Raw genomic sequence first — 24,089 nt, 5'->3', positions numbered from 1 at the left:
TGCCCGCGACAGGGCTGCACAGGCAACCGCGTCAGCAGCCTGATAAGCTGCGCAGCATCAATCAGTGTTCGATCGGGGTAGGCATGACAGTGGATCTGACCAGCATTCTGCTGGGCTTGGTGGCAGGTGCCGTGCCTTGCCTGGGCTGGGTCATGCAGATACAGCGCGGCCAGGGTGCGCGCAAGGCCGAGCAAGCGTTGCTTGCAGAGCGCCTTGCCGCCGCGCAGTTGGCCCAGGCCGGCCTGCAGGCGCAGTTGGAGGCCAGCCGTGACGAGATCAGCGACCTCAGCGAGGCCAACACCGTCAAGCAGACCCAGCTAGCCGCCCAGGGGCGTGAGCTGGAGTTGCTGCAGATCGACCGCGACAACAGCCGCGATGCCGCCCACGCCTGGCACCTCGAGCGCGCCACCCGTGAGGCCGAGCTGCGCCGCCTGGAGGCGCAGGCCGCACGGCTGGAGGCCGAGTTGCGCGAGCAGCAGGAAAGCCACCAGCAACGCCTGGAAGACCTGCAGGAAGCCCGTGACACCCTGCGCGCCCAGTTCGCCGACCTGGCCACCAAGATCTTCGACGAGCGCGAACAACGCTTCGCCCAGACCAGCCAGCAGCACCTGGGCCAATTGCTTGACCCGCTCAAGGAGCGTATCCAGGCCTTCGAGAAGCGTGTCGAGGAAAGCTACCAGCAGGAAGCCCGTGAGCGGTTCTCGCTGGGCAAGGAGCTCGAGCGCCTGCAACAGCTCAACCTGCGCCTGTCCGACGAAGCCACCAACCTCACCCAGGCACTCAAGGGCCAGAAGACCCAGGGCAACTGGGGCGAACTGATCCTGGAGCGGGTGCTGGAGCACGCCGGCCTGGAGAAGGGGCGCGAGTACCAGACCCAGGTCAGCCTCAAGAGCGCCGATGGCGAGCGGTTCCAGCCTGACGTGCTGATCATGTTGCCGGGCGACAAACAGGTGGTGGTCGATGCCAAGGTCAGCCTCACGGCCTACCAGCAGTTCGTCGGCAACAACGACGAGGCCGCGCTCAAGCAGCATGTGCAGTCGCTGCGCAATCACGTCAAGGGTTTGTCGAGCAAGGACTACAACCGCCTGGAGGGCCTGCACAGCCTCGACTTCGTGCTGTTGTTCGTGCCCATCGAGGCGGCCTTCTCGGCGGCGCTGCAGGCTGAGCCCAACCTGTTCCAGGAGGCTTTCGACCGGCAGATCGTGATCGTCAGCCCGACCACCTTGCTGGCCACCCTGCGGGTGATCGACAGCCTGTGGAAACAGGAACGCCAGGGGCAGAACGCCCGCGAGATCGCCGAGCGCGCCGGCTGGCTGTACGACAAGTTCGTGCTGTTCATCCAGGACCTGGACGAGCTCGGCGCCCGCCTGGCCCAGGTCGACAAGGCCTATGCCGCGGCACGCAACAAGCTGTGCGAGGGGCGCGGCAACCTGGTCAGCCGCAGCGAGCAGCTCAAGCTGCTCGGCGCCCGGGCCAGCAAGAGCCTGCCGGCCGAGCTGGTCGAGCGCGCCCTGAGCGACGAGGTCCTTACTGAACCAGGCTCAGATGCCGATTGAGCAGGGCGCGCAGGGCTGCCGGCTTGACCGGCTTGGCCAGGTAGTCCAGGCCCGCGGCATGGACCAGGGCGATGGTCTCGTTGCGCCCGTCGGCGCTGATCACCACGCCGGGCACCGGCTCGCCCAGGCGCGCCCGTAGCCAACCCATCAGCCCGGTGCCGGTCTCACCGTCATCCAGGTGGTAGTCCACCAACGCCAGGTGCGGGCGCAGGCCCTTGCCGAGCAGGGCCTCGCATTCGGCCTGGTTGCGCGCGGTCCACACCTGGCAGCCCCAGCGGCTGAGCAGGCTGTTCATGCCGATGAGGATGCTGTCCTCGTTGTCCACGCACAGCACCTGCAGACCGGCCAGCGGCTGGCCGGCCTGTTCCACGGGGGCGGGCGTCGCGGGCGCGGGGCTTCGGGCGATGGGCACGTTGACGCGGAACACGCTGCCCTTGCCCGGCCAGGAACGCACCTCCAGTGGGTGCGCGAGTACCCGGCACAGGCCGTCGGCGATCGCCAGGCCCAGGCCCAGGCCTTTTTCGGCGCGGGTCTGGTGGCTGTCCAGGCGTTTGAACTCCTGGAAGATCACCGCCAGCTTGTCGTCGGCGATGCCAGGGCCGCGGTCCCATACTTCCAGCCACAGGCTTTCACCTTTGCGTCGGGCGCCGAGCAGGATCGGGCCTTTGCCGTAGCGCAGGGCGTTGGTGAGGAAGTTCTGCAGCACCCGGCGCAGCAGCTTCATGTCGCTGTCGACCCGCAGGCGGCTGCCGCGCAGGCGGAACTCCAGGCCTTTTTCGGCGGCCAGTACCTTGAACTCGGTACCGAGGGTATCGAACAGTTCGTTGAGGGCGAAGGGCTTGATGTCGGGGGTGACCTTGCCGTTCTCCAGGCGCGAAATGTCGAGCAGGTCGCTGATCAGCTCTTCGGCCGAGCGCAGCGAACTGTCCATGTGCCGCACCAGTTGCCGGGCTTCGTCGTTCATGCCCTCGGCTTGTTGCGACAGGGCGGCGGAGAACAGCCGGGCGGCGTTGAGCGGTTGCATCAGGTCGTGGCTGACGGCGGCAAGGAAGCGAGTCTTGGACTGGCTGACCGCCTCGGCGCGGCTCTTGGCCTCGGTCAACGCCTGGTTCAGCTGCGACAGTTCGTGGGTACGCTCGGCGACCCGCTGCTCCAGCCCCTCGTTGGAATCGCGCAGGGCCTGCTCGGCTTCGCGGAACGGGGTGATGTCGGTGAAACTCATGACGAAGCCGCCCCCGGGCATCGGGTTGCCGATCAGTTCGATCACCCGGCCATTGGGGAACAGCCGTTCGGAAGAGTGGGCGCGGCCCTGGCGCATCCAGTGCAGGCGCCGCGCCACATGCACCTGGGCCTCGCCCGGGCCGCACAGGCCGCGTTCGGCGTTGTAGCGGATGATGTCGGCGATCGGCCGGCCGACGCTGATCAGCCCGTCGGGGTAGTTGAACAGTTCGAGGTAGCGGCGGTTCCAGGCCACCAGGTGCAGGTTCTGGTCGACCACGCTGATGCCCTGGTTGATGTTCTCGATGGCCCCCTGCAGCAGCGCACGGTTGAACTGCAGCACTTCGCTGGCTTCGTCGGCGATGCGCACCACGTCCTCGAGCTGCATGTCGCGGCCTTCGATGGCGGCCTTGACCACCGCCCGGGTCGAAGAGGTGCCGAGCACACCGGCCAGCAGCCGTTCGGTGTGTTCGATCCAGTCGCCATCGGCGTTCTGGTTGGGGTTGAAGCCCTTGCCCTGGCGGTAGGCGAAGCGGATGAAGCTCTGCCGGGCACGTTCCTCGCCGACAAAACGTGCGGCGAGCTTGAGCAGGTCGTCGATCTGTACCGCCAGCAAAGGTTTGCTGGAGGGGCGGGCGCTGGTCTGCTGGCCGATGAAGCGCCCGGCCTGCCAGTGCTCGGAAACCCGCGTGCGCGACAAGATCGAGACCCAGGCGAACAGGGTGAAGTTGCCCGCCAGCGACAGCACCACGCCCTGGGTCAGCGGGGTGATTGGCAAGTTGAGCGGGTTGCCGTGCAGCCAGGCCAGGCCCGGGAACAGTTGCAGCGACCAGCCCAGGCTGTGGGCGGCGATCGGCAACACCAAGGTGTAGAACCACAGGAAGATGCCGGCGGCCAGGCCCGCGAACACGCCGCGGCGGTTGGCCTGCTTCCAGTACAGCGCGCCGAGCATGGCCGGGGTCAGCTGGGTGACCGCGGCGAAGGCGATCTGGCCGATGGTCGCCAGGCTGGCAGTGGAGCCGAGCAGGCGGTAGCTGACATAGGCCAGCAGCAGGATCACCACGATGGTCACCCGGCGCACCGAGAGCATCCAGTGGCGGAACACCTCGAACGGCCGCTCGGCGTTGTTGCGGCGCAGCAACCAGGGCAGCAGCATGTCGTTGGAGACCATGGTCGACAGCGCCACGGCCTCGACGATGACCATGCCGGTGGCCGCCGAGGCGCCGCCGATGAACGCCAGCAGGGCCAGGCTTGGGTGGGCCTCGGCCAGCGGCAGGCTGATCACGAAGGAGTCGGAGATCACCGTGCCCGGCAGCAGCATCTGCCCAGCCAGGGCGATGGGCACCACGAACAGCGCGGCCAGGGCCAGGTACAGCGGGAACACCCAGCGCGCCAGGCGCATGTCCTGGGGCTCGATGTTCTCCACCACGGTGACGTGGAACTGCCGGGGCAGGCAGATGATCGCCATCATCGCCACGGCGGTCTGCACCACCATCGACGGCCAGTTGATGGTTTCTTCCCAGTAGTCGTTCAGGTGCACGGACTGCCGGGCCTGGGTGAACAGGTCGTCGAAGCCGTCGTACAGGTTGAACACCACGAAGGCGCCCACGGCGAGAAAGGCCAGCAGCTTGACCAGTGATTCGAAGGCGATCGCCAGGACCATGCCGCGGTGGTGCTCGGTGACGTCCAGGCTGCGGGTGCCAAAGACGATGGCGAACAGCGCCAGCACCAGCGACACCACCAGCGCGGTGTCCTGCACCCGGCTGCCGGTGGCGTCGGCATTGGCGCCGATCAGCAGGTTCACCCCCAGCACGATGCCCTTGAGCTGCAGGGCGATGTACGGCAGCACGCCGACCAGGCAAATCAGTGCCACTACCACTGCGAGGGACTGCGACTTGCCGTAGCGGGCGGCGATGAAGTCGGCGATCGAGGTGATGTTCTGCTGTTTGCTGATCAGCACCATCTTCTGCAGCACCCAGGGCGCGAAGATGAGCAGCAGCACCGGGCCCAGGTAGATGGGCAGGAACGCCCAGAGCTGCTCGGCGGCCTGGCCGACCGCGCCGAAGAAGGTCCAGCTGGTGCAGTACACCGCCAGCGACAGGCTGTACACCCAGGCGCGCAGGCGCGGCGGCAACGGCGTGCTGCGGCGGTCGCCGTAGAAGGCGATGGCGAACATGATGGCCATATAGGCCAGGGCAACCACGGCGATCAGCCCGCTGGACAACGACATGCAAACTCCGGAGCAAAAAAGAAAACGCGGTCCCGATCAATCAGTCTGGCACGCAGGGCGCGGTTCGTCAGCGCCGACGATGGTCGCAGTGGCAGGACGTCGCAGGCCCCGTGACGGGCTGGTATTGCCAACTAAGCCTGTCGGGCCATGTGTGTCCCCAGCCAGTAGAACACCGCCGCCAGCATCACCGACCCGATCAACAGATAGAACACCGTCACCGGCACCACATGCCCCAGCGCCAGGCCCACCAGTATCGGGCCGAGCCCCGCGCCCAGGTTGGAGAGGTTCTGCGCGCCATAGTAAACCCCGCGCAGGTGCTCCGGCGCGATCAGGTCGATGAACATGAATTCGGCCGGAATCACGATGATCTCGCCCAGGGTGAACACCAGCATGGCCAGACACCAGACCAGCGCCGAAGCGGCCACGGAGAATCCCAGCAACCCGGCAACGAACATGGCCATGCCAGCCATCAGCCAAGGCATCAGGCGCTGACGGGTGATGCGTCGGCCAATCAGGTACTGCAGGCCGATCACTGCGAGGGCGTTGGTGGTGACCAGGTAGCTGGCCAGGCGCGCCACCTCGGCGGGATCGTGCTGAGTCACCACCAAGTACTGCGACAGGTAGGCGGTGAACTGGCCGAACACCACAGCACTGAGCACGCCGCCTAGGGTGAAGCAGACCAGCCGCCGGTCGCGCAGCATGCCCAGGCCGACCTGGGCGAAGCTCGCCGCCTGCCCGGCCTCGCGCAGGCCCAGCAAGCTGCGTTCGCCCAGGCGGTAGTAAGCCAGGCTCAGGCCGAGGCCGATCAAGGCCGACACCACGAACGGCAGGTGGTCGTCCGCCTCTATCAGCATCACCCCGAGCATCGGCCCTGCGGCCCAGGCGATGTTGTTGAACGTGTACTTGATGGCGAATACTTCGCCGCGTCGGTTCTCTGGCAGCAGGGCGCAGAACCCGGCCTTGGCGGCAATGTCGACCACCGTCTGGGCCAGGTAGGCCACCACCAGGAAACAGAAGAACGGCGCAGCCGAGGTACTGGCCACGATGCCGACGAAGGCCAGGGCGAACACCAGGGTGCAGGCGACGATCAGCGTATGGCTGCGCAGGGTGTCGACCAGGTGTCCGCCGTAGAGGCTGAGCAGGGATGCCAGGAGCATCGCGCCGCCGACCAGCAGGCCGGTCTGCCCGACCGACAGGCCCAGGTGTGTTGACAGGTACACCACCAGATAGGGCAGTGTGATCGCCCGCGCCATGGTCAAGGTGAAGGTGGTGAACAACAGCAGGCGAACCGCGGTGGGATAGCCTTTCAGGGCGCGGAGCATCGACTGATCCTTGTCATTGTCAGCGGTCAAGCATATGCCAGGTGCCGGACTGGCTGCTATATCTTTAAAATCGATAACAGATAGAGAAATTACCCGTTATATAGATATTCTATGCAGGCATAAGATATCTCTACCTTACACAAGGGCAGGAGACACCTTATGCCATGCACCCAGACCCGTACGCCTTCCTGGCGCCCGTTCAGCCAGTTGGCCCATCCCCGCGAAGTGATTCGCCAGTTCACCCCCAACTGGTTCGCCGCGACCATGGGCACCGGCGTGCTGGCCCTGGCCTTTCATCAGGTCCAGGTGCCGGGATTGGACAGCGTGGCCGAGGGACTGTGGTGGCTGACCATCGGCCTGTTTACCCTGTTCTGCGTCCTGTATGGCGCCCGCTGGATAATGTTCTTCAATGAGGCGCGGCGGATTTTCGCGCATTCCACCGTGTCGATGTTCTTCGGCACCATCCCCATGGGCCTGGCCACCCTCCTCAACGGCGCCCTGGTGTTCGGCTTGGCGCGCTGGGGTGAGGCCGTGGTGCCGTGGGTTGAAATGCTTTGGTGGCTGGACGTGGGCCTGGCGCTGCTATGCGGCGTGGCAATTCCCTACCTGATGTTTACCCGCCAGGAGCACAGCATCGATCAGATGACTGCGGTGTGGCTGCTGCCAGTGGTGGCGGCGGAGGTTGCCGCCGCCAGTGGCGGGTTGCTGGCGCCGCACCTGGCGGATGTTCACGCACAGTTCCTGGTGGTCATCACCAGCTATGTGATGTGGGCGGTTTCGCTGCCGGTGGCGTTCAGCATCCTCACCATCCTCATGCTGCGCATGGCCTTGCACAAACTGCCGCCGGCCAACATGGCCGCCTCCAGCTGGCTGGCGCTGGGCCCGATCGGTACCGGTGCGCTGGGCATGCTGGTGCTCGGTGGCGATGCGCCGGCGGTGTTCGCCGCCAATGGCCTGGGCGGCCTCGGCGAGGTGGCCCGTGGGCTGGGGCTGGTGGCCGGTATCGTGCTGTGGGGCGCCGGGTTGTGGTGGTTGCTGACGGCGGTGCTGATCACCCTGCGCTACATGCGCCAGGGCATGCCGTTCAACCTGGGTTGGTGGGGGTTCACCTTCCCCTTGGGCGTGTACTGCCTGGCCACGTTGAAACTGGCCGCCTGGCTGGGCCTGGGCTTCTTCACGGTGTTCGGCCAGGTGCTGGTGGTGGCGCTGGCGCTGCTCTGGCTGCTGGTGGCCAGCCGGACCCTGCGCGGGGCGTGGCGCGGCGAGCTGTTCGTGTCACCGTGCATTGCCCAGCGCTGATCGGCCTTACAGGTTGGGTGTGTAGTCGAAGGCGCTGGCGGCTTGGATATCGGTGAACGGGGTGACGGCCGCATGCTTGTTCATCACGCCGTTGACCAGAGAGCCTGGGAACATCTGGATGCCGTTGTTGAAGCGTTCCACTTCGCCGTTGAAAATCACGATGGCCGCGCCGACGTTCTGTTGCTGCTCGGCGATTTCGCGCATGAGGTTGTTCATCAGTTCCGAGGCCTTGAGATCGGGGTAGGCCTCGAAGGCCACGCGCAGCCCGCCGAGCAGCGAACGGGTTGCGTCCTCGGCCTTGGCCAGGGTCTTGCCGTCCGCCTCGACAGGCAGCTCGGCAATGGCGCTGCGCAGGCGGGTGATTCCGGCCAGCACGCCTTGTTCATGGTCGCGGTACAGGCCGGCCTGCTCTTGCAGCGCATCGAGCACCTTGGTCTTCTGCCGCTCATAGGTCAGCACATCGGCCCAGGCGCGTTTGACCCGGTTATGGTTGCCGACGATGCCGTTGTGCAGGCTGATGACGATCAGCGGTACGCCGATCAGCACGGCGAGCAGGATAAGGGCGAAAAGGTCCATGTCAGTGTTCCGTCTGTAGCTGTGCCGGGGTAGGCACGGTGAAATTGTCGTCGTGCTGCTCGGCCAGGATGTGCACGGCGTCGAGCAGAGCGCTGAGCTGTGGCAGGTGCACGCCGTGGTCGATCAGCAAGCGGAAATCGCTCGCGCGGGTCAGCTCGCAAGTCAGCTTGAAAGCGAGCGGGTTGTCGTTGCTGCTCAGGCACAGTTGCCCGTGCTGCGAGAACTCCAGGTTGGGCGTATCAAGCTGGCGATGCAGGTCGATCAGGTGCAGCACCGTCACTGGCTTGGCGAAGCGGGCGCAGGCCATGGCCGAGCTGCCAGTGAGGCTGAAGGCGCGGTCGAAGTCGCTTGAGGCGGTCTTGAAGTGGTGCTCCATGTCGACCATGGATGAGCGGCCGCCGCTGCCGCCACCCAGGGCGATTCCCTGCACCCAAGGGAAGTCGATCACCAGGCTGTAGCGATCGTATTCCTGGTAGGAGGTCACGGTTTTCGAGGTCGTGCCGCCCTTGCCATCGGACTCGGTTTCCTGGTGGGTCTGTTTGTCCACGTAATGCAGGTGGTACCAGCGGTAGTTGAAGCTGTGCAGCCGACCCTGATAGTGGCCCTGCACGGCGCGGCGCAGGAAACGCTTGTGGTTGCCGCGCACATAGTCGCGAAACTCGATTTGCAGGCCCTTGAGCAACTGGCTGTCGGTCACCGGGATTTCCTGCAGGCCGGCGGTGATCAGGCTGGAGCGCTCGGCCAGGTCGTAGGCAAGCTTGGGGATGAGCTTCCTGCGCTGATAAAGGACGATCAGGCTGAACGCAGCGCCACCGAGCAGGCCGAGCGTGAGGTTGGACGCAAGCTGCGGCACGCTCTGGCCCAGCAGCTTGGCCAGCGGCGCCAGCAGCGGCTCGTACGCCTGCAAGTAGCCTGCGATGCTGGCAATGGCCAGTGGTCCACAGAGCAGGGCCATCAGCCAGGGCACCCGGTTGTCGAACTGCATGTTGCCGTAAAAGGCGGCCATGGCGTCCACGGCGGCCAGCAGTTCCTGCTTGGTCGTCGCCGTGCGTGCGGTGTGGCTGGCCGCCCGCACTGTGCGTTTGAGCCGGGCGTTGTGGGTATTCAATTGAATCAATGGCTGGCCTTCATCCCTGTCCAGTTCGACCCCAAGTGGCGCACCTTTGCGCGTTGGTGAGGGGCGGCAGTCTGCCAGCTTCGCGGTTGCCGTTCCATCGTGTCGAGCGACAGGCGCTGAACTGACAGCCGCTGCTTCTGCCACAGGCGTGGCGCAGCCGAAACCTATGGAAGGAGCAACGGGCTTGCCTTCATCGTCCATTCCCGTGCAGATTTGTGGCTTTATGCGCTGAACGTGCCTCCAATGACAAAGCCCAACCAGGTACACGGACGATGAGTCACCCCTCGCAATTCACCCTGCTCGGCAAGCGGCGCTTCCTGCCGTTCTTCATCACCCAGTCGCTGGGTGCCTTCAACGACAATCTGTTCAAGCAGTCATTGATCCTGGCGATCCTCTACAAGCTGAGCCTGGAGGGCGACCGCTCGATCTGGGTCAACCTCTGCGCCTTGCTGTTCATCCTTCCGTTCTTCCTGTTCTCGGCACTGGCCGGGCAGTTCGGCGAGAAGTTTGCCAAGGACCGCCTGATCCGCGCGATCAAGCTGGCCGAGATCGTCATCATGGCCATTGGCGCGACTGGTTTCGTCACGCACCACCTCGAGCTGATGCTGGTGGCGCTGTTCGCCATGGGCACCCACTCGGCGCTGTTCGGCCCGGTGAAGTACTCGATCCTGCCCCAGGCCCTGCGCGAAGAGGAACTGGTGGGTGGCAACGGCCTGGTGGAGATGGGCACCTTCCTGGCGATCCTGGCGGGTACCATCGGTGCCGGCGTGCTGATGTCTTCCAGCCAGTACGCAACGTTGGCCGCTGCGGGCGTGGTGGGCACCGCGGTGCTGGGCTACCTGGCCAGCCGCTGGATCCCGCGGGCGGCGGCCGCCGCGCCGCAGATGAAGCTGGACTGGAACATCTTCAAGCAGTCATGGCTGACTCTGCGCCTGGGCCTGGGCCAGACCCCGGCGGTATCGCGCTCGATCGTCGGCAACTCGTGGTTCTGGTTCGTCGGCGCGATCTATCTCACGCAGATCCCGGCCTACGCCAAGGACTGGCTGCACGGCGACGAGACCGTGGTCACCCTGGTGCTGACCCTGTTTTCGGTAGGCATCGCCGTCGGTTCGCTGCTGTGCGAGCGCCTCAGCGGGCGCAAGGTGGAAATCGGCCTGGTGCCGTTTGGCTCGTTCGGCCTGACCCTGTTCGGCCTGCTCTGGTGGTGGCATTCGGGGGATGTCCCGGTCGGTGCCGCGCCCCATGACTGGCTGACCTTGCTGGGCATGAGCCAGGCCTGGTGGATCATGCTGTCGATCGTCGGCCTGGGCATCTTCGGCGGCTTCTACATCGTGCCGCTGTATGCGCTGATCCAGGCGCGCACCCCGGAAGGCGAGCGGGCCCGGGTGATTGCCGCCAACAACATCCTCAACGCATTGTTCATGGTGGTGTCGGCGATCATCACCATCGTCCTGCTGAGCCTGGCCAAGCTGAGCATCCCGCAGCTGTTCCTGGTGGTGTCGCTGCTCAACATCGCGGTCAATGCCTACATCTTCCGCATCGTGCCCGAATTCACCATGCGCTTCCTGATCTGGCTGCTCAGCCACTCGATGTACCGGGTCGAGCACCGCGAGCTGCAGCGCATTCCCGACGAAGGCGCGGCGCTGCTGGTGTGCAACCACGTGTCGTTCGTCGATGCACTGCTGATCGGCGGCGCCATCCGCCGGCCGATCCGGTTTGTCATGTACTACAAGATCTACAACCTGCCGGTGCTCAACTTCGTGTTCCGCACCGCCGGTGCCATCCCCATCGCCGGGCGTGGCGAGGACGAGGCCACCTACGAGCGTGCCTTTGCCCGTATCGCCCAGTACCTGGCCGACGGCGAGCTGGTGTGCATCTTCCCCGAAGGCAAGCTGAGTTCGGACGGTGAGATCGATGTGTTCAAGGGTGGAGTGAACCGCATCCTGCAGGAGACGCCAGTGCCGGTGATCCCGTTGGCGTTGCAGGGGTTGTGGGGTAGCTTCTTCAGCCGTGACCCGAACAAGGGCTTCTTCAAGCGCCTGTGGTCGCGGGTGACCCTGGTGGCCGGCGCCGCCATCCCGGTGGAGGCGGCGCAGCCTGAAGTGCTGCGCGAGCAGGTGAGCCTGCTGCGCGGCGACATGCGCTAAGGGAAAAGGAGGGAGGTCAGCTGGCGCTGACCTTCAGGCCGACCAGGCCGGTGATGATCAGGGCGACACTGGCCAGGCGGATCAGCGCCATGGATTCACCGAACAGGATGATCCCGGCGATCACCGTGCCGACCGCGCCGACGCCGGTCCAGATGGCATAGGCGGTGCCCAGCGGCAGCTCCTTCATGGCAAGGCCCAGCAGGCCGAGGCTGATGACCATGGCGCCGACCGTCAGAACGGTGGGCAGGGGGCGGGTGAAGCCGTCGGTGTACTTGAGGCCGACAGCCCAGCCAACTTCGAACAGGCCGGCGAAGAACAGGATGATCCAGGACATGGTGATTCTCCATCGTTATCAAAGATGGGGCCGTCCCCGGTATGTTCACGCACAGCGTCGTGAGGCCGTCCTCACAGTGCGCACTATAGTGCCCATTTGCCGAAGCTGGGGCAAGTTTCAAGGATCGGTGGTTGCCTCATCGCCGGCAAGCCGGCTCCCACAGGGTTAGCGCATGGCTGGCTTCATGCGGTCGGTGTGGGAGCCGGCTTGCCGGCGATGAGTCCGGGGCAGGCAACATCAATTTCTGGCAGATACGATGTTCTCTACCTCGGGCTCAGGCTCCTCCATTCGCCTGAACCACGTCGACAGCAAAGCCCCGGAGATGTTGTGCCACACGCTGAACAGCGCACTGGGCACCGCGGCCAGGGGCGAAAAGTGCGCCGACGCCAGGGCCGCGCCCAACCCGGAATTCTGCATGCCCACCTCCAGCGCCAGCGCCTTGCGCTGGGCCAGCGGCAGCTTGCACAGCTTGCCGGTCAGGTAGCCCAGCAGGAAGCCGAAGCTGTTGTGCAGCACTACCACCGCCATGATCAGCAGCCCCGATTCGGCGATCTTCGCCTGGCTGACCGCCACCACCGCGCAGACGATCATCACGATGCTTACCACCGACACCAGCGGCAGCACCTGCACCGCCAGCTGCACGCGGGCGCCGAGCAGGCGCTGGGCGAGCACGCCGAGCACGATCGGCAGCATCACCAACTGCAGGATCGACCAGAACATGTCCATGAACGAGACCGGCAGCCACGCCGAGGCGAGGAACCAGATCAGCGCCGGGGTAAGCAGCGGGGCGAGCAGGGTGGTCACCGCGGCGATCGCCACTGCCAGTGCCAGATCGCCCCTGGACAGCCACACCATGACGTTCGACGCCGTGCCGCTCGGGCAGCAGCCTACCAGGATCACGCCCACGGCGATTTCCGGCGGCAGCTGGAACAGCTGGCACAGCAGCCAGGCCACCCCGGGCATGATCACGAAATGCGCCACTACCCCCAACGCCACCCGCCATGGCTGGCGGGCAACGGCGGCGAAGTCGTCGAGCTTGAGGGTCAGGCCCATGCCGAACATCACCAGGCCCAGCAGCGGCACGATGGCGACCTTGAGAGCGATGAACCACTGCGGCTGAAGGAAGGCCAGGCAGGCGAACACCAGCACCCACAGGGCGAAGGTGTTGCCGACGAAGCGGCTGAGGGCGGCGAGGGCACGCATGGGGCAATCCTTGTTGTTCTGTTCAGGTGCCCCCGATCATACTCAAGACCAGCTCAGAATGGGCCAGCCGTTGGTTTGCGCGTGCTCGCGCAGCACCGGGTCCGGGTTCACCACGTAGGGGTGATCCACCTTCAGCAGCAGCGGCAGGTCGTTGCGCGAGTCGGAATAGAAGCTCGCGCCTTCGAGGTTTTCCTGTTCCTGGTCGAGCCACTCCAGCAGGCGGACGATCTTGCCCTCGCGGTAGGTGAGCACGCCGTGGGTCTTGCCGGTGAATACGCCGTTGACCGCTTCCAGCTCGATGGCGAGGTATTCGTCCACCCCCAGGCGCGCCGCGATCGGGCCGACGAGGTGGGTGCCGCTGGCCGAAATGATCAGAATCCGGTCGCCACGCTGGCGGTGCTCGGCGATGCAGCGGCAGGCGTCGCCGTAGATGATCGGCTCGATCACATCCTCTACCCAAGGCTCGACCAGGTGCTCCACTTCTTCCAGGGTGCGCCCGGCGATCGGCTCCAGGCTGAAGGCCATGTAGTCCTCCATCTGCAGGTGGCCTTTGCCGTAGGCTTCCATCAGTTCATGGTCGCGCTTGAGGAAACTCTTGCCATCGACCCAGCCCAGCCGGGCCATCTGCTCGCTCCACAACGACGCGCAGTCGCCGTGGATGAGGGTTTCGTCCAGATCGAAAATTGCCAGTGCCATGCGTTGAATCTCCTTAGGCCACTTCCCGTAGCGCCGTGGGGTCGATCGACAAGGATACCCGTTGTCCGTCCGCGTGCAGATCGCTGGCGCAACGATTGAGTACGTCCACCACCAGTTCAACGCCGCGCACCTGGACGCGGTAGCGGATCACGTTGCCCAGCAGGCTGTGGCTGCGGATCTCGCCATCCAGCTCGCCGTTCAGGCTCAGGGTGATCGACTCTGGGCGGATCGCCAGGCGCGCGGCCACCGGGCGTTGCAGCAGGCGGCTGGCGCTGTCGGCGTCGAGCAGGTTGTAGTTGCCGATAAAGCCGGCGGCGAACAGGTCCACGGGCGCGGTGTAGAGAGTTTCGGCATCGCCGCTCTGGACGATGCGTCCCTGGTTCATCAGGACGATGCGGTCCGACATGGTCAGGGCTTCTTCCTGGTCGTGGGTGACGAAGATGGTGGTAAGCCCCAGCTCGCGCTGGATGGCGCGGATCTGTTCGCGCAAGTGCTTGCGGATACGCGCGTCCAGCGCCGACAGTGGCTCGTCGAGCAGCAGCAGGCGCGGGCGGGTGACCAGCGAGCGGGCCAGGGCCACGCGCTGGCACTGGCCGCCGGACAGCTGGTGCGGGTAGCGCGTGGCGAAGCTGCCGAGCTCGACCAGGTCGAGTACCTCGCGTACCCGTGCCTGGCTTTCGTCGGCCTTGACCTTCTGCATGCGCAAGCCAAAGGCGATGTTCTGTTCCACGGTCATGTTGGGAAACAGCGCGTAGCTCTGGAACACCATGCCGATGCCGCGCTTCTGCGGGCTCAACGGCACGATGTCCTGGCCGTCGAGCAGGATCCGCCCGCTATCCACCGGGGTCAGCCCGGCGATGCAGCGCAGCAGGGTGGACTTGCCGCAGCCGGAGGGGCCGAGCAGGGTGACGAACTCGCCGCGTTCGATCTGGCAGTCGATGTTTTCGAACACCGGGCTGCCGGCGTAGCTCTTTTGCAGTTTCTGTACGCTGACGAAGCTCATGTCAGGTCTTGTCCTTGTTCAGGCGGTTGGCGACCCAGGTCAGCACCAGCACGAAGGCGAAGTAGGAGATTACCAGGGCGCTGTTGAAGTGGCCGCTGCTGTTGCGCATGTTGTTCAGGTATACCTGCAGGGTCTCGTAGCGGGTGCCTACCAGCAGGTTGGCGAACACGAACTCGCCGAACAGGAACGAGAACGACAGCAGCAGCGCCACCATCAGGCCTTTGCGCAGGTTCGGCAGTACCACCAGGAACGCCGCCTGCCAGGTGCTGGCGCCGAGCAGTTGGGCGGCGTCCATCAGGTCGCGCAGGTTGATGGCCTGCAGGTTGTTGGTGATGGCTCGATACATGAACGGCAGGGCGATGGTGAAGTAGCAGCCGATCAGGATCCACGGCGTGCCGACCATGGCCATCGGTCCGCTGCCGTAGAGTTGCAGCAAGCCCACCGCAGACACCACGGGCGGCACCGCGAACGGCAGCAGGATCAGCACGTTCATCAAGGCGTCGAGCTTGGGGAAGTGGTAGTGCACCACGAACAATAGCGGCAGGATCAGCACTACCGACAGCACCAGCGCGCCCACGCACACCAGCAGCGACTGGCCGAAGGCTGCGAGAAAGCGCGGTTCGCTCCACAGCGCCACATACCACTTGAAGGTCAGCCCGCTGGGCAGCAGGGTGGCCGACCAACTGGTGGCCAGCGAATAAAGCAGGGTGCCGGCCAGTGGCAGCAGCAGGATGAGGAACAGCAGGTAGACCACCACGCGGTGGTAGAGCCCGCCGGCTTTGTTTTCAGCGCGCATGGTAGCTCCTCTTGAGCAGCCATTGATGGGCCACCGTGACCACGGTCATCAGCCCCACCAGCACCATCGCCAGGGCGCTGGCCAGGTTCGGGTCGAGGCTGATGTCGCCGGCCACAAGGCCGGCGATACGGATCGGCAGCACGTTGAAGTTGCCGGTGGTCAGGGCGTAGACGGTGGCGTAGGCGCCCAGGGCGTTGGCCAGCAGGATGACGAAGGTGCCGAGCAGCGCCGGGGTAAGCACGGGCAGGCCGATGTGCCGCCAGAACTGCCAGTGGCTGGCGCCCAGCAGCGCGGCGGACTCACGCCAGTCTTCGCGCAGGGCGTCGAAGGCGGGGTAGAGCAGCAACACGCCCAAGGGGATCTGGAAGTAGGTGTAGACCAGGATCAGGCCGGTCTTGGAGTAGATGCTGAAGTCGCCGAGCAGCCCCACCTGCTTGAGCAGCAGGGTGAGCGCGCCATTGAAACCGAGCAGGATGATGAAGGCGAACGCCAGGGGCACGCCGGCGAAGTTGCTGGTCATGTTGGCAAAGGCGCTGACGAAGTCGCGCAGTTTCGAGTCGACCTGGCGCAGCGAATAGGCGCCCAACGTGGCGATGACGATGCCGAACAGGCTCGACCAGAAGCTGATCTCCAGGCTGCGTTGCAACGCCTGCAGGTAGAACTTCGAGGCGAAGATCTTGCTGAAGTTGGCCAGGCCCCAGCCACTCTCGCTTTGCAGGCTGTTGATGGCGACCCAGGCCAGCGGTGCGATCTGGAAAATGATGAAGAACACGGCGAACGGCAGCAGGCAGAGCAGGGCCAGGTAGCGGCCGCGATGGCTTGCATTCACTTGAGCAGCTCCCGGCAGACCGGTTTGTCGTGGGCGGCGCCGAGCAGTTCGCAGATCGTGCCGCAGAGCTCGGTCTGCAGCGGCTTGGCCGCAGGGTCGAGGCTGAAGGCTTCGCCGAACACGAACAGCGGCACTTCACGCTCCTCGGCGAGCAGGCCGTTGTGCGAGCGGTCGTTGTTCATGCCGTGGTCGGCGGTGACCAGCACCTGGTGGCCCTCCTCGAGCCAGCGCGGCAGGTAGTCGGCCAGCAGGATGTCGGCGCTGCGCGCGGCGTTGCGGTACTGGCTGCTGTCCAGGCCGTGGCGGTGGCCGGCGTCGTCGATGTTCATCGGGTGTACCAGGAGGAAATTCGGCGCATGGCGGCGGCGCAGGTATTCGGCGTCGGCCAGCAGGTGCGAATCGGGGTAGTGGTCGGCGTAGTAGAACAGGCCGTGCTGGATCGGCAGCTTGGGGGCATGGGTGTGGCGGTCGCGCAGCGGGTCGAACGGCGAGCGGTTGTACAGCTCGCTCATCCAGTGGTAGGCCGCCGCCGCGGTGCCCAGGCCGGCCTCGCGGGCGTAGTGGAACACGCTGCGCTGGTTGGACAGACGGTTGATGTTGTTATGCACGATGCCGCTGTCGATCGGCGGCACACCGGTGAGAATGCATTCGTACAGTGGTCGCGACAGCGACGGCAGCTCGCACTCCACGCGGTACAGCGCGGCGCGGTCGGCCTCGACATAGGCGTGCAGGTGGCCCATGGCGTGGTGGGCGACCTGGTGGTTGAGGCCGTCGAGCAGGACCAGGATGACGTTGTGTTGCATGGTGGCTCCGCAGGGGTATCAGTCGGTAGCGCGTCGCCCTCATCGCTGGCAAGCCAGCTCCCACAGGTCTTGCGCTGACCCTGTGGTAGCTGGCTTGCCGGCGACAGGGCCGATTCAGGCAGAAGGGAATCTGCCCCTTATTCCATCTCGATGATCACCTGCTCCTGCCACTTCTGTGGCAGGGCCTTGGAGGTCGCTTCCCAGGCCGCAGCATCTTTGATTGGCTGGGCGGCCTTGTACTGCTCGTTGGGCAGCAGCTTGGCCTGTACGTCCGCCGGCAGCTTCAGGTGTTCGGCACGGATCGGCCGGGCGTGGCCGATGGCCAGGTTGGTCTGGCCGGCATCGCTGAAGATGTATTCACGGGTCAACTTGGCCGCGTTCGGGTGCTTGGCGTACTTGTTGATGATGGTGGTGTAGCCGGAGATGACCGAGCCATCGGAGGGGATCAGCACCTCGAAGCGTTTCGGGTCGATCTGTTCGCGGTAGCTCAGGCCGTTGAAGTCCCACACCACGCCCACTTCCACTTCGCCTTTCTCCAGGGTCTGGATGGTCGGGTTGGCCAGCGACAGGCGCTTCTGCTGGGCCAGCTTGGTGAACAGCTGCAGGCCCGGCTCGATGTTGCTTTCGCTGCCCTTGTAGGCGATGGCGGCAGCAAGCACGCCGTTGGCGGCCTGGGCGGCGGTGCCGACGTCACCGATGGCGACCTTGTACTTGCCCTTTTCCAGGTCGTGCCAGGTGCTTGGGCGGTCCTCTTTCTTCACCAGGTCCTTGTTGATGATGAAGGCGATGGTGCCGGTGTAGGCCAGCGCCCAGTGGCCGTCCTGGTCCTTGGCCCACGCCGGGACCTGGTCCCAGGTGCTTGGCTTGTAGGGCTGGGTCACGCCCTTGGTGACCGCGATCGGGCCGAAGGCCGCGCCGACGTCGCCGATATCGGCGCTGGCGTTGTCCTTCTCGGCATCGAACTTGGCGACTTCCTGGGCCGAGCTCATGTCGGTGTCGCTGTGCTTGAGGCCGTACTTTTTCGCCAGGTCTTCCCAGGTGCCTTTCCAGTTGGCCCAGGCATCGGGCATGCCCACGCTGTTGACCGTGCCTTCCTTGCGGGCGGCGTCTTCAAGGGCCTTGAGGTCCTGGGCCATGGCCGAGGTGCAAAAAGCGATGGCCGAACCGAGCAGTGACGCCATGAACAACTTTTTCATCCGAAGCTCCTTTGGTGGGTGCCTTGCATTCGTTGTTATGAACGGAAGCGGTGCTTGCGACCCCTTGGTCTAGGTCAGCAAACCTTGCGCCAAGGTAGGCCTGTTGCGTGACAGTTTGATGTAAGGGGCGGGGGCGGGTGGCAGGCCCAAGGCCCTGGAACTACAGCGTAGACCAGATCGAAAGCCTTGATTCGCGTGGGCTGGCGCGGATCTGGCATATCTGGCAAGTGCCCTGCGGCGCCTGTGTCACAGGATGTTCATCAGCCGTGCCTAGGCTTGCACTACGCCCCAACTGCCCCGTTTCGGGGCTGGACTAGTCCAGATAGGTAACCTTTGATGCAAGCGACGCCACCGCGCGCGGTAACAGCCATCTGCCACGCGCTGCAGGAGCAGATCGAACACGGCTTGCTGGCGCCCGGCGGCAAGCTGCCGGCCGAGCGCAGGCTCAGCGAGGTGTTCGACACCACGCGTATCACGCTGCGCGAGGCCCTGGTGCAGCTTGAGGCCATGGGCCTGATCTACCGCGAAGAGCGGCGCGGCTGGTTCGTCGCGCCCGAGCGTCTGACCTACGACCTGATCGAGCGCAGCCACTTCCATGCGATGGTGCGAGACCAGGGGCGCGAGCCGCGTACGCAGCTGCTGTCGGCGCGCCTGCAGCCGGCTTCGGCGGCGATCTGCGCGCGCCTGCGGCTGCCGGCGCTGTCCAGCGTGGTGCGGATCTGCCGGTTGCGGCGTATCGACGGGCGGGCGGTGCTGTATGCCGAGCACTATCTCAACCCGCGCTACTTCCCAGGAATCCTTGAGCTGGACCTGGCCCGGTCACTGACCGAGATCTATGCGCGGGAGTACGCGATTCACTATGGGCAGGTGTGCTTCGAGATCCTGCCGACGGCGTTGCCGGTGGAGGCGGCGGCTGCCTTGAAGGTGTCGGCTGGCAGCCCCGGGCTGCATATCACCCGGGTCAACAGCGACCAGCATGGGCACCTGATCGACTGTGACCTGGAGTACTGGCGCCATGATGCGATTCGCATCCGCGCTCAGGCGGGGTAAGGGGGCTGCTGTGCAGCCCATCGCCGGCAAGCCGGCTCCCACAGGTTTGGCGTTAGTCTTGAAGGTCATGTGATCCTTGTGGGAGCCGGCTTGCCGGCGATGGGGCGCGAAGCGGCCCTAGCTGGCGGCTCCGCCGGCTTCAGGGATGGCACCACCCCCAGCCGTCACCACCTGCACCGACAGCCGTGGCGTCGCCAGATCCAACCCCGCTTCATCGAGCTGGCGCTTCAACGCCAGGTTGAACGCCCGCGACACCTCCCACTGCTTGATCGGCGCAGTCTTGAACCGCGCCCGCAGGATCGCCGATCCCGACTCGAAGCTTTCCACCCCCTGCAACTCCAGCGGCGACCAGATGTTGCGGCGCATCAGCGGGTCATTGCGCAGTTTCTGCCCGACCTCGCGAATCAGGGTGATGGCCTGGTCGATGTTCATGCTGTGCGGGATGGCCACGCGGAAGATCGCGTAGCCGAATTCGCGCGAGTAGTTCTTGATGCTCTTGATTTCGCTGAACGGGATGGTGTGCACGATGCCGTCGATGTCGCGCAGGCGCACGGTGCGGATGGTCAGGCCCTCGACCGTGCCCAGGTGGCCGCCGACATCCACGTAGTCGTCGATGGCCAGCGAGTCCTCGATGATGATGAACAGGCCGGTGATCAGGTCGGCTACCAGCGACTGGGCGCCGAAACCAATGGCCAGGCCGATGACACCGGCACCGGCCAGCAGCGGGGTGACGTTCATGCCCATGTTGGCCAGGGCGACGATCACCGCAATGATGACGATCACCACGAACATCACGTTGCGGATCAGCGGCATCATGGTCTGCGCACGGGCGTTGGCCAGCCCGCGCCGCGAATGCACCAGGGCATGATGCACGGCGGTGTCGGCGAGGATCCACACCAGCCAGGCGACGATCAGCGTGCCGGCCAGGCCCAGCAGGCGCAGGCTGACTTCATGGCCGTCACCCTCGGCGAAGCTGATCATCGAGTGGCCCCAGACGCGCAGGCCCAGTTCGATGAACAGCAGCCAGATGAACAGGTGCACCAGGACATAGCCGAAGTTGCGCAGGCGTTCGGTATAGACCGCCTGGCGCTTGTTGGCGCGCCTGGGCTTGGCGGCATGGCGACGGACCAGGCCATTGAGCACCATGCACACCACCACCAGCACCGTGCACATCAGCGACTGGCGCAGGGCGGTGCTGGTGTCGCCGGCGGAGACGAAGGTGGCGAACAGCGAAATTGCCACCAGGATCAGCGCCGGGATGTACCAGAAGCTGCCGAGCAGTTCGATGGTGTCGCTCAGGGTGCGCCGGGTCAGGCGCCGGGACAGGGGCTGGTTGCGGATCAGGTGGGCGATCGGGCGGCGGAAGCGCAGGATGAACAGCCCGGTGCATAGCGCGGCGATCACATTGGCAAGGGTGGCCAGGGCGTGGGCCAGGTGGCTGCCCAGCGCGGTGGTCAGGCGTGGGTCGCTCATCGCCTCGCCGAACGCGGCGAAGCTGCCGATCAGCCACAGCGGACGGAACGCCTGGTGCCGCAGAATGTGAAGGGCGCGGTGGCGATGCGGGCCATCGAGCAGCGAGAAGGCAATCACGCAGATCGCCGAGAACAGGGTGCCGACCACCAGCGCGTAAGCCAGCACCATGGCCATCGACTTGCCCAGCGAGGAGGGCAGGGCGAAGCTCAGGTACACGGTGAACACCAGCGCCACCAGCCATGGGCCCAGCTTGCGCAGGGCAAAGCGCACCAGGTCCCAGGTCCGCGGGTGCTGCGGCAGGTCTTCGGTCAGGCCGAAACGCAGGCGCACACGGTGGCCGATCCAGTTGAAGGCATAGGCCAGCAGGCCCCAGACCAGGATGACCCCGGCGAAGCCGAACAGGATCGCCGGCCATTGATGCACCGGCACCACCAGTGCGGCCAATTCGTCCTGGGCCTGGTCGATTTCCAGCGACCAGCGCTTGAACGGGCTGGCATCGCCGCTGAACTGTTTCTCGAAATCATGCAGGGCACCGCCGATCAGGCCGAGCACGCCCTGTTCGACAGTGGGTTGCGATTTCCGGGTGGCATCGCGCAGCTTTTTCAGGTCGGCCAGCAGCTTGGCGCGTTGCTGGTCGTTTTCCAGGTTCTTGATCACCTCGTCCAGGGACTTGCCCAAGGGCTCGCTGGCTTCGGGCTGGGCGGGCGTGCTGGAGCCGAGCAGGCCTGGCAGGCCAGCGGCGTGCGCTGGCGTGACGAACAACAGGAACAGCAGCGTGATGCAACGCAGGAGGGCTGGCACCGGGAAATCTACCTCAGGTCAAACGTTTGCCCGAGTGTAGAGGTTTACGACGGCAGTTTCTCGAGGATCTTCCAGCAGGTGAGGCCGAAAATGCCGAGGGTGCCGATCCACATCATCAGCACGCCGACATTGCGCTCGCGCAGGCTGAAACCGATGGTCAGCAGCATCAGGAACAGGAACACCGGCACGAACAGGGACAGGAACGGCGATGACATGGACAGCATCCTTCTGTTTTGGGGGCCATGTATCAAGCATAGCGCTTTGCAAGCGAGGCGGATTGATCGGGGGCAGGCGGTGACCCGATCGCGCGGCAAGTCGCATCGGCGCACCGCCGCTCCCACGGGGTCGCGTGGGAGCGGGTTGGCCGTCAGGGCAGTTCGCGGCTGCGGTAGAAGGCGCCGAGCACCTTCACCAGGTGGGCCAGGTCATGGCTGCCGCACAGCTCGCGAATCGAGTGCATGGCAAAGGTCGGCAGGCCGATATCGACCGTGCGCACGCCCAGGTGGCTGGCGGTGATCGGGCCGATGGTCGAGCCGCAGCCCATGTCGCTGCGCACCACAAAGCTCTGCACCGGTACTTCCTCGGCCATGCACAGGTGGCGGAAGAACCCGGCGGTTTCGCTGTTGGTGGCGTAGCGCTGGTTGTTGTTGACCTTGATCACCGGGCCTGCGTTGAGCTTGGGGCCGTGGTTGCCGTCGTGCTTGTCGGCGTAGTTGGGGTGCACGCCGTGGGCATTGTCGGCCGAGACCATCAGCGAGCGCTGGATGGTGCGCACATAGTCGTCGCCATCGGGCAGCAGGCGTTGCAGGGTCTGTTCGAGCATCGGGCCGTCGGCGCCGCAGGCCGAGCAGGAGCCGACTTCCTCGTGGTCGTTGCACACCAGTACGCAGGTCTCGTCGCCTTCGGCGTTCAGCAGCGCCTGCAGGCCGGCGTAGCACGACAGCAGGTTGTCCAGGCGGGCGGCGGCGATGAAGTCGCCGTTCAGGCCGATCAACGCGGCGTCCTGGGTGTCGTAGAAGCTCAGCTCGTAATCCAGCACCACGTCGGCGTTGAGGTCATGCTCGCGGGCCAGCTGCTCGGTGAGCAGGGCGCGGAAGTCGATGCGCTCGTCGCCGGCGACCTGTGCCAGGATCGGTGGCAGCTCGGTCTGCGGGTTGATCTGCCAGCCTTCGTTGGCGGTGCGGTTGAGATGGATCGCCAGGTTGGGGATCACCGCGATCGGCAGCTTGAAATCAATCAGCTGGCTTTCCACCTTGCCGTCACGGCGGAAGGTGACCCGGCCGGCCAGCGACAGGTCGCGGTCGAACCAAGGGGCGAGCAGGGCGCCGCCATAGACTTCGACGCCCAGTTGCAGGAAGCCCTGGCGTTGCAGTTCGGGCTGCGGCTTGACCCGCAGGCATGGGCTGTCGGTGTGGGCGCCGACCATGCGGATACCGCCGATCAGCGGCGAATGCTTGCCGAGCTTGATGGCGATGATCGAGGAATCGTTACGGGTCACGTAGTAGCGACCGCCAGGCGTGGGGGCCCAGCTGTCGCGCTCGTCCAGGCGATGGTAGCCGGCAGCTTCGAGGCGCTGCGCGAGGCTGGCGGTGGCGTGGAAGGGCGTCGGGGAGGCCTTGAGGAATTCGATCAGGCCGGCGTTCAGGGCATCGCGCATAAGTCACTCCAGACAGCAGTGGCGCGAGTTTAGCGTAAATGCTCGAAAAATTGTGTCAGCCCTATCGCGAGGCGTGGGAGCGGGCTTGCCCCGCGATCGGGTCTGTATCTCAGAACGGTGCCGGACACTCGAATTTCAGGCGTTCGCCAGACACCGGATGGGTAAAGCTCAGCATCGAGGCATGCAGGCACAGCCGCTCATGGGCCGCCAGCGCCTCGGGGTTGGCGTACAGCCGGTCGCCGAGCAGCGGGTGGCCGATCGACAGCATGTGCACGCGCAGCTGGTGCGAGCGCCCGGTGATCGGCGTCAGTTCGACCCGGCAGTGATCGCCGCAGCGCTCGACGATGCGCCAGAAGGTCAGGGCATGCTTGCCCTGCTCATGGTCGACCACGTGGCGCGGCTTGGTCGGTGGGTCGTAACGCAGGGGCAGGTCGATGCTGCCGCTGTCGAGCGCGGGCTGGCCCCAGCACAGCGCGGTATAGGCCTTTTCGGTCTCGCGGTCGTGGAATTGGCGTGACAGTTCACGATGGCTGTCGGCGTCGCGGGCGAGCAGGATGATCCCCGAGGTTTCCCAGTCCAGGCGGTGGACGATCAGGGCTTCCGGGTAGCCGTTTTCCTGCAGGCGGGTGATCAGGCAGTCCTTGTTGTCCTCGGCGCGGCCCGGCACCGACAGCAGCAGGGTCGGCTTGTTGATCACCAGGACGGCGGCGTCTTCGTGAAGGATCTGGATGTTCGACAGCGGCATTGCTAGGTCTCGGTGAAATGGCGGAAAGCACTGGGGCC

20 protein-coding genes are annotated in these 24,089 nt (G+C 65.3%); 4 read left to right on the top strand and 16 right to left on the bottom strand.

The window, feature by feature from the left end; genetic code table 11:
- Positions 1–197: 197 nt before the first annotated feature.
- Positions 198–1,556, top strand: a complete 1,359-nt coding sequence (rmuC, locus tag ACQ4OD_RS12765; RefSeq protein WP_177486065.1) for a DNA recombination protein RmuC — start codon at positions 198–200, stop codon at positions 1,554–1,556.
- Here rmuC and ACQ4OD_RS12760 read toward each other — a convergent pair.
- Both ACQ4OD_RS12760 and ACQ4OD_RS12755 read right to left on the bottom strand, forming a co-directional pair.
- Positions 1,528–5,004 (bottom strand): hybrid sensor histidine kinase/response regulator, encoded by a 3,477-nt coding sequence (locus ACQ4OD_RS12760; RefSeq protein ID WP_102683649.1) that lies wholly within the window; start codon positions 5,002–5,004, stop codon positions 1,528–1,530. The genes rmuC and ACQ4OD_RS12760 overlap by 29 nt on opposite strands.
- A gap of 131 nt (positions 5,005–5,135) precedes the next feature.
- Positions 5,136–6,326 (bottom strand): MFS transporter, encoded by a 1,191-nt coding sequence (locus ACQ4OD_RS12755; RefSeq protein WP_258600092.1) that lies wholly within the window; start codon positions 6,324–6,326, stop codon positions 5,136–5,138.
- Between the two features lie 159 nt (positions 6,327–6,485).
- On the opposite strand from ACQ4OD_RS12755, the gene ACQ4OD_RS12750 reads away from it, so the two are divergent.
- Entirely contained in the window at positions 6,486–7,625 is a 1,140-nt protein-coding gene (locus ACQ4OD_RS12750) for a TDT family transporter (protein ID WP_102683651.1), read from the top strand.
- Between the two features lie 6 nt (positions 7,626–7,631).
- On the opposite strand, the gene ACQ4OD_RS12745 is transcribed toward ACQ4OD_RS12750, so the two are convergent.
- Together ACQ4OD_RS12745 and ACQ4OD_RS12740 are read right to left on the bottom strand one after the other, a co-directional pair.
- Positions 7,632–8,201: a LemA family protein gene (locus tag ACQ4OD_RS12745; RefSeq protein WP_139673513.1), complete on the bottom strand. Its 570-nt coding sequence runs from the start codon at positions 8,199–8,201 to the stop codon at positions 7,632–7,634.
- A gap of 1 nt (position 8,202) precedes the next feature.
- The gene (locus ACQ4OD_RS12740) at positions 8,203–9,318 is read right to left on the bottom strand and encodes a hypothetical protein (RefSeq protein ID WP_258701403.1); all 1,116 of its coding nucleotides are present in this window, start codon (positions 9,316–9,318) and stop codon (positions 8,203–8,205) included.
- 272 nt (positions 9,319–9,590) lie between these two features.
- On the opposite strand from ACQ4OD_RS12740, the gene ACQ4OD_RS12735 reads away from it, so the two are divergent.
- The gene (locus ACQ4OD_RS12735) at positions 9,591–11,465 is read left to right on the top strand and encodes an MFS transporter (RefSeq protein WP_102683654.1); all 1,875 of its coding nucleotides are present in this window, start codon (positions 9,591–9,593) and stop codon (positions 11,463–11,465) included.
- A 16-nt stretch (positions 11,466–11,481) separates the two neighbouring features.
- On the opposite strand, the gene sugE is transcribed toward ACQ4OD_RS12735, so the two are convergent.
- The 8 genes from sugE to ACQ4OD_RS12695 all read right to left on the bottom strand — a co-directional run bounded on the left by sugE (position 11,482) and on the right by ACQ4OD_RS12695 (position 18,325).
- Positions 11,482–11,799, bottom strand: a complete 318-nt coding sequence (sugE, locus tag ACQ4OD_RS12730; protein ID WP_023631604.1) for a quaternary ammonium compound efflux SMR transporter SugE — start codon at positions 11,797–11,799, stop codon at positions 11,482–11,484.
- 237 nt (positions 11,800–12,036) lie between these two features.
- Positions 12,037–13,002, bottom strand: a complete 966-nt coding sequence (locus tag ACQ4OD_RS12725; protein WP_102683655.1) for a bile acid:sodium symporter family protein — start codon at positions 13,000–13,002, stop codon at positions 12,037–12,039.
- A gap of 42 nt (positions 13,003–13,044) precedes the next feature.
- Positions 13,045–13,698: an HAD family hydrolase gene (locus tag ACQ4OD_RS12720; RefSeq protein ID WP_139673503.1), complete on the bottom strand. Its 654-nt coding sequence runs from the start codon at positions 13,696–13,698 to the stop codon at positions 13,045–13,047.
- Positions 13,699–13,711: 13 nt separating this feature from the next.
- Positions 13,712–14,701 (bottom strand): ABC transporter ATP-binding protein, encoded by a 990-nt coding sequence (locus ACQ4OD_RS12715; protein WP_139673499.1) that lies wholly within the window; start codon positions 14,699–14,701, stop codon positions 13,712–13,714.
- 1 nt (position 14,702) lies between these two features.
- Positions 14,703–15,497 carry an ABC transporter permease gene (locus ACQ4OD_RS12710; protein WP_102683658.1) on the bottom strand — a complete coding sequence of 265 codons (795 nt, stop codon included), beginning with the start codon at positions 15,495–15,497 and terminating at the stop codon, positions 14,703–14,705.
- A complete protein-coding gene (locus ACQ4OD_RS12705; RefSeq protein WP_430944386.1) occupies positions 15,487–16,326 on the bottom strand; it encodes an ABC transporter permease in 840 nt (279 codons plus the stop codon). The genes ACQ4OD_RS12710 and ACQ4OD_RS12705 overlap by 11 nt, the downstream gene beginning before the upstream one ends.
- Positions 16,323–17,129, bottom strand: coding sequence for an alkaline phosphatase family protein (locus ACQ4OD_RS12700; RefSeq protein ID WP_139673496.1), 807 nt, complete (start codon positions 17,127–17,129; stop codon positions 16,323–16,325). The genes ACQ4OD_RS12705 and ACQ4OD_RS12700 overlap by 4 nt, the downstream gene beginning before the upstream one ends.
- Positions 17,130–17,266: 137 nt before the next feature.
- Positions 17,267–18,325: an ABC transporter substrate-binding protein gene (locus ACQ4OD_RS12695; RefSeq protein WP_198754019.1), complete on the bottom strand. Its 1,059-nt coding sequence runs from the start codon at positions 18,323–18,325 to the stop codon at positions 17,267–17,269.
- A gap of 336 nt (positions 18,326–18,661) precedes the next feature.
- Between ACQ4OD_RS12695 and ACQ4OD_RS12690 the strand changes: the two genes are divergently transcribed.
- A complete protein-coding gene (locus ACQ4OD_RS12690) occupies positions 18,662–19,375 on the top strand; it encodes a UTRA domain-containing protein (RefSeq protein WP_102683661.1) in 714 nt (237 codons plus the stop codon).
- 117 nt (positions 19,376–19,492) lie between these two features.
- Here ACQ4OD_RS12690 and ACQ4OD_RS12685 read toward each other — a convergent pair whose 3' ends face one another.
- The 4 genes from ACQ4OD_RS12685 to ACQ4OD_RS12670 form a co-directional block, all read right to left on the bottom strand.
- Positions 19,493–21,649 (bottom strand): mechanosensitive ion channel domain-containing protein, encoded by a 2,157-nt coding sequence (locus ACQ4OD_RS12685; protein WP_430944385.1) that lies wholly within the window; start codon positions 21,647–21,649, stop codon positions 19,493–19,495.
- Positions 21,650–21,693: 44 nt separating this feature from the next.
- Complete coding sequence (locus ACQ4OD_RS12680) at positions 21,694–21,864, bottom strand: hypothetical protein (protein ID WP_167388396.1); 171 nt, start codon at positions 21,862–21,864, stop codon at positions 21,694–21,696.
- Between the two features lie 152 nt (positions 21,865–22,016).
- Complete coding sequence (locus ACQ4OD_RS12675; protein ID WP_198754020.1) at positions 22,017–23,306, bottom strand: M18 family aminopeptidase; 1,290 nt, start codon at positions 23,304–23,306, stop codon at positions 22,017–22,019.
- A 109-nt stretch (positions 23,307–23,415) separates the two neighbouring features.
- Positions 23,416–24,051, bottom strand: a complete 636-nt coding sequence (locus tag ACQ4OD_RS12670) for an RluA family pseudouridine synthase (RefSeq protein WP_046854572.1) — start codon at positions 24,049–24,051, stop codon at positions 23,416–23,418.
- Between the last annotated feature and the right edge of the window lie 38 nt (positions 24,052–24,089).

The sequence above is a fragment of the Pseudomonas sp. WC1 genome (assembly GCF_050586565.1).
Classification (GTDB): domain Bacteria; phylum Pseudomonadota; class Gammaproteobacteria; order Pseudomonadales; family Pseudomonadaceae; genus Aquipseudomonas.
This window is presented reverse-complemented; position numbering and strand designations above follow the sequence as displayed.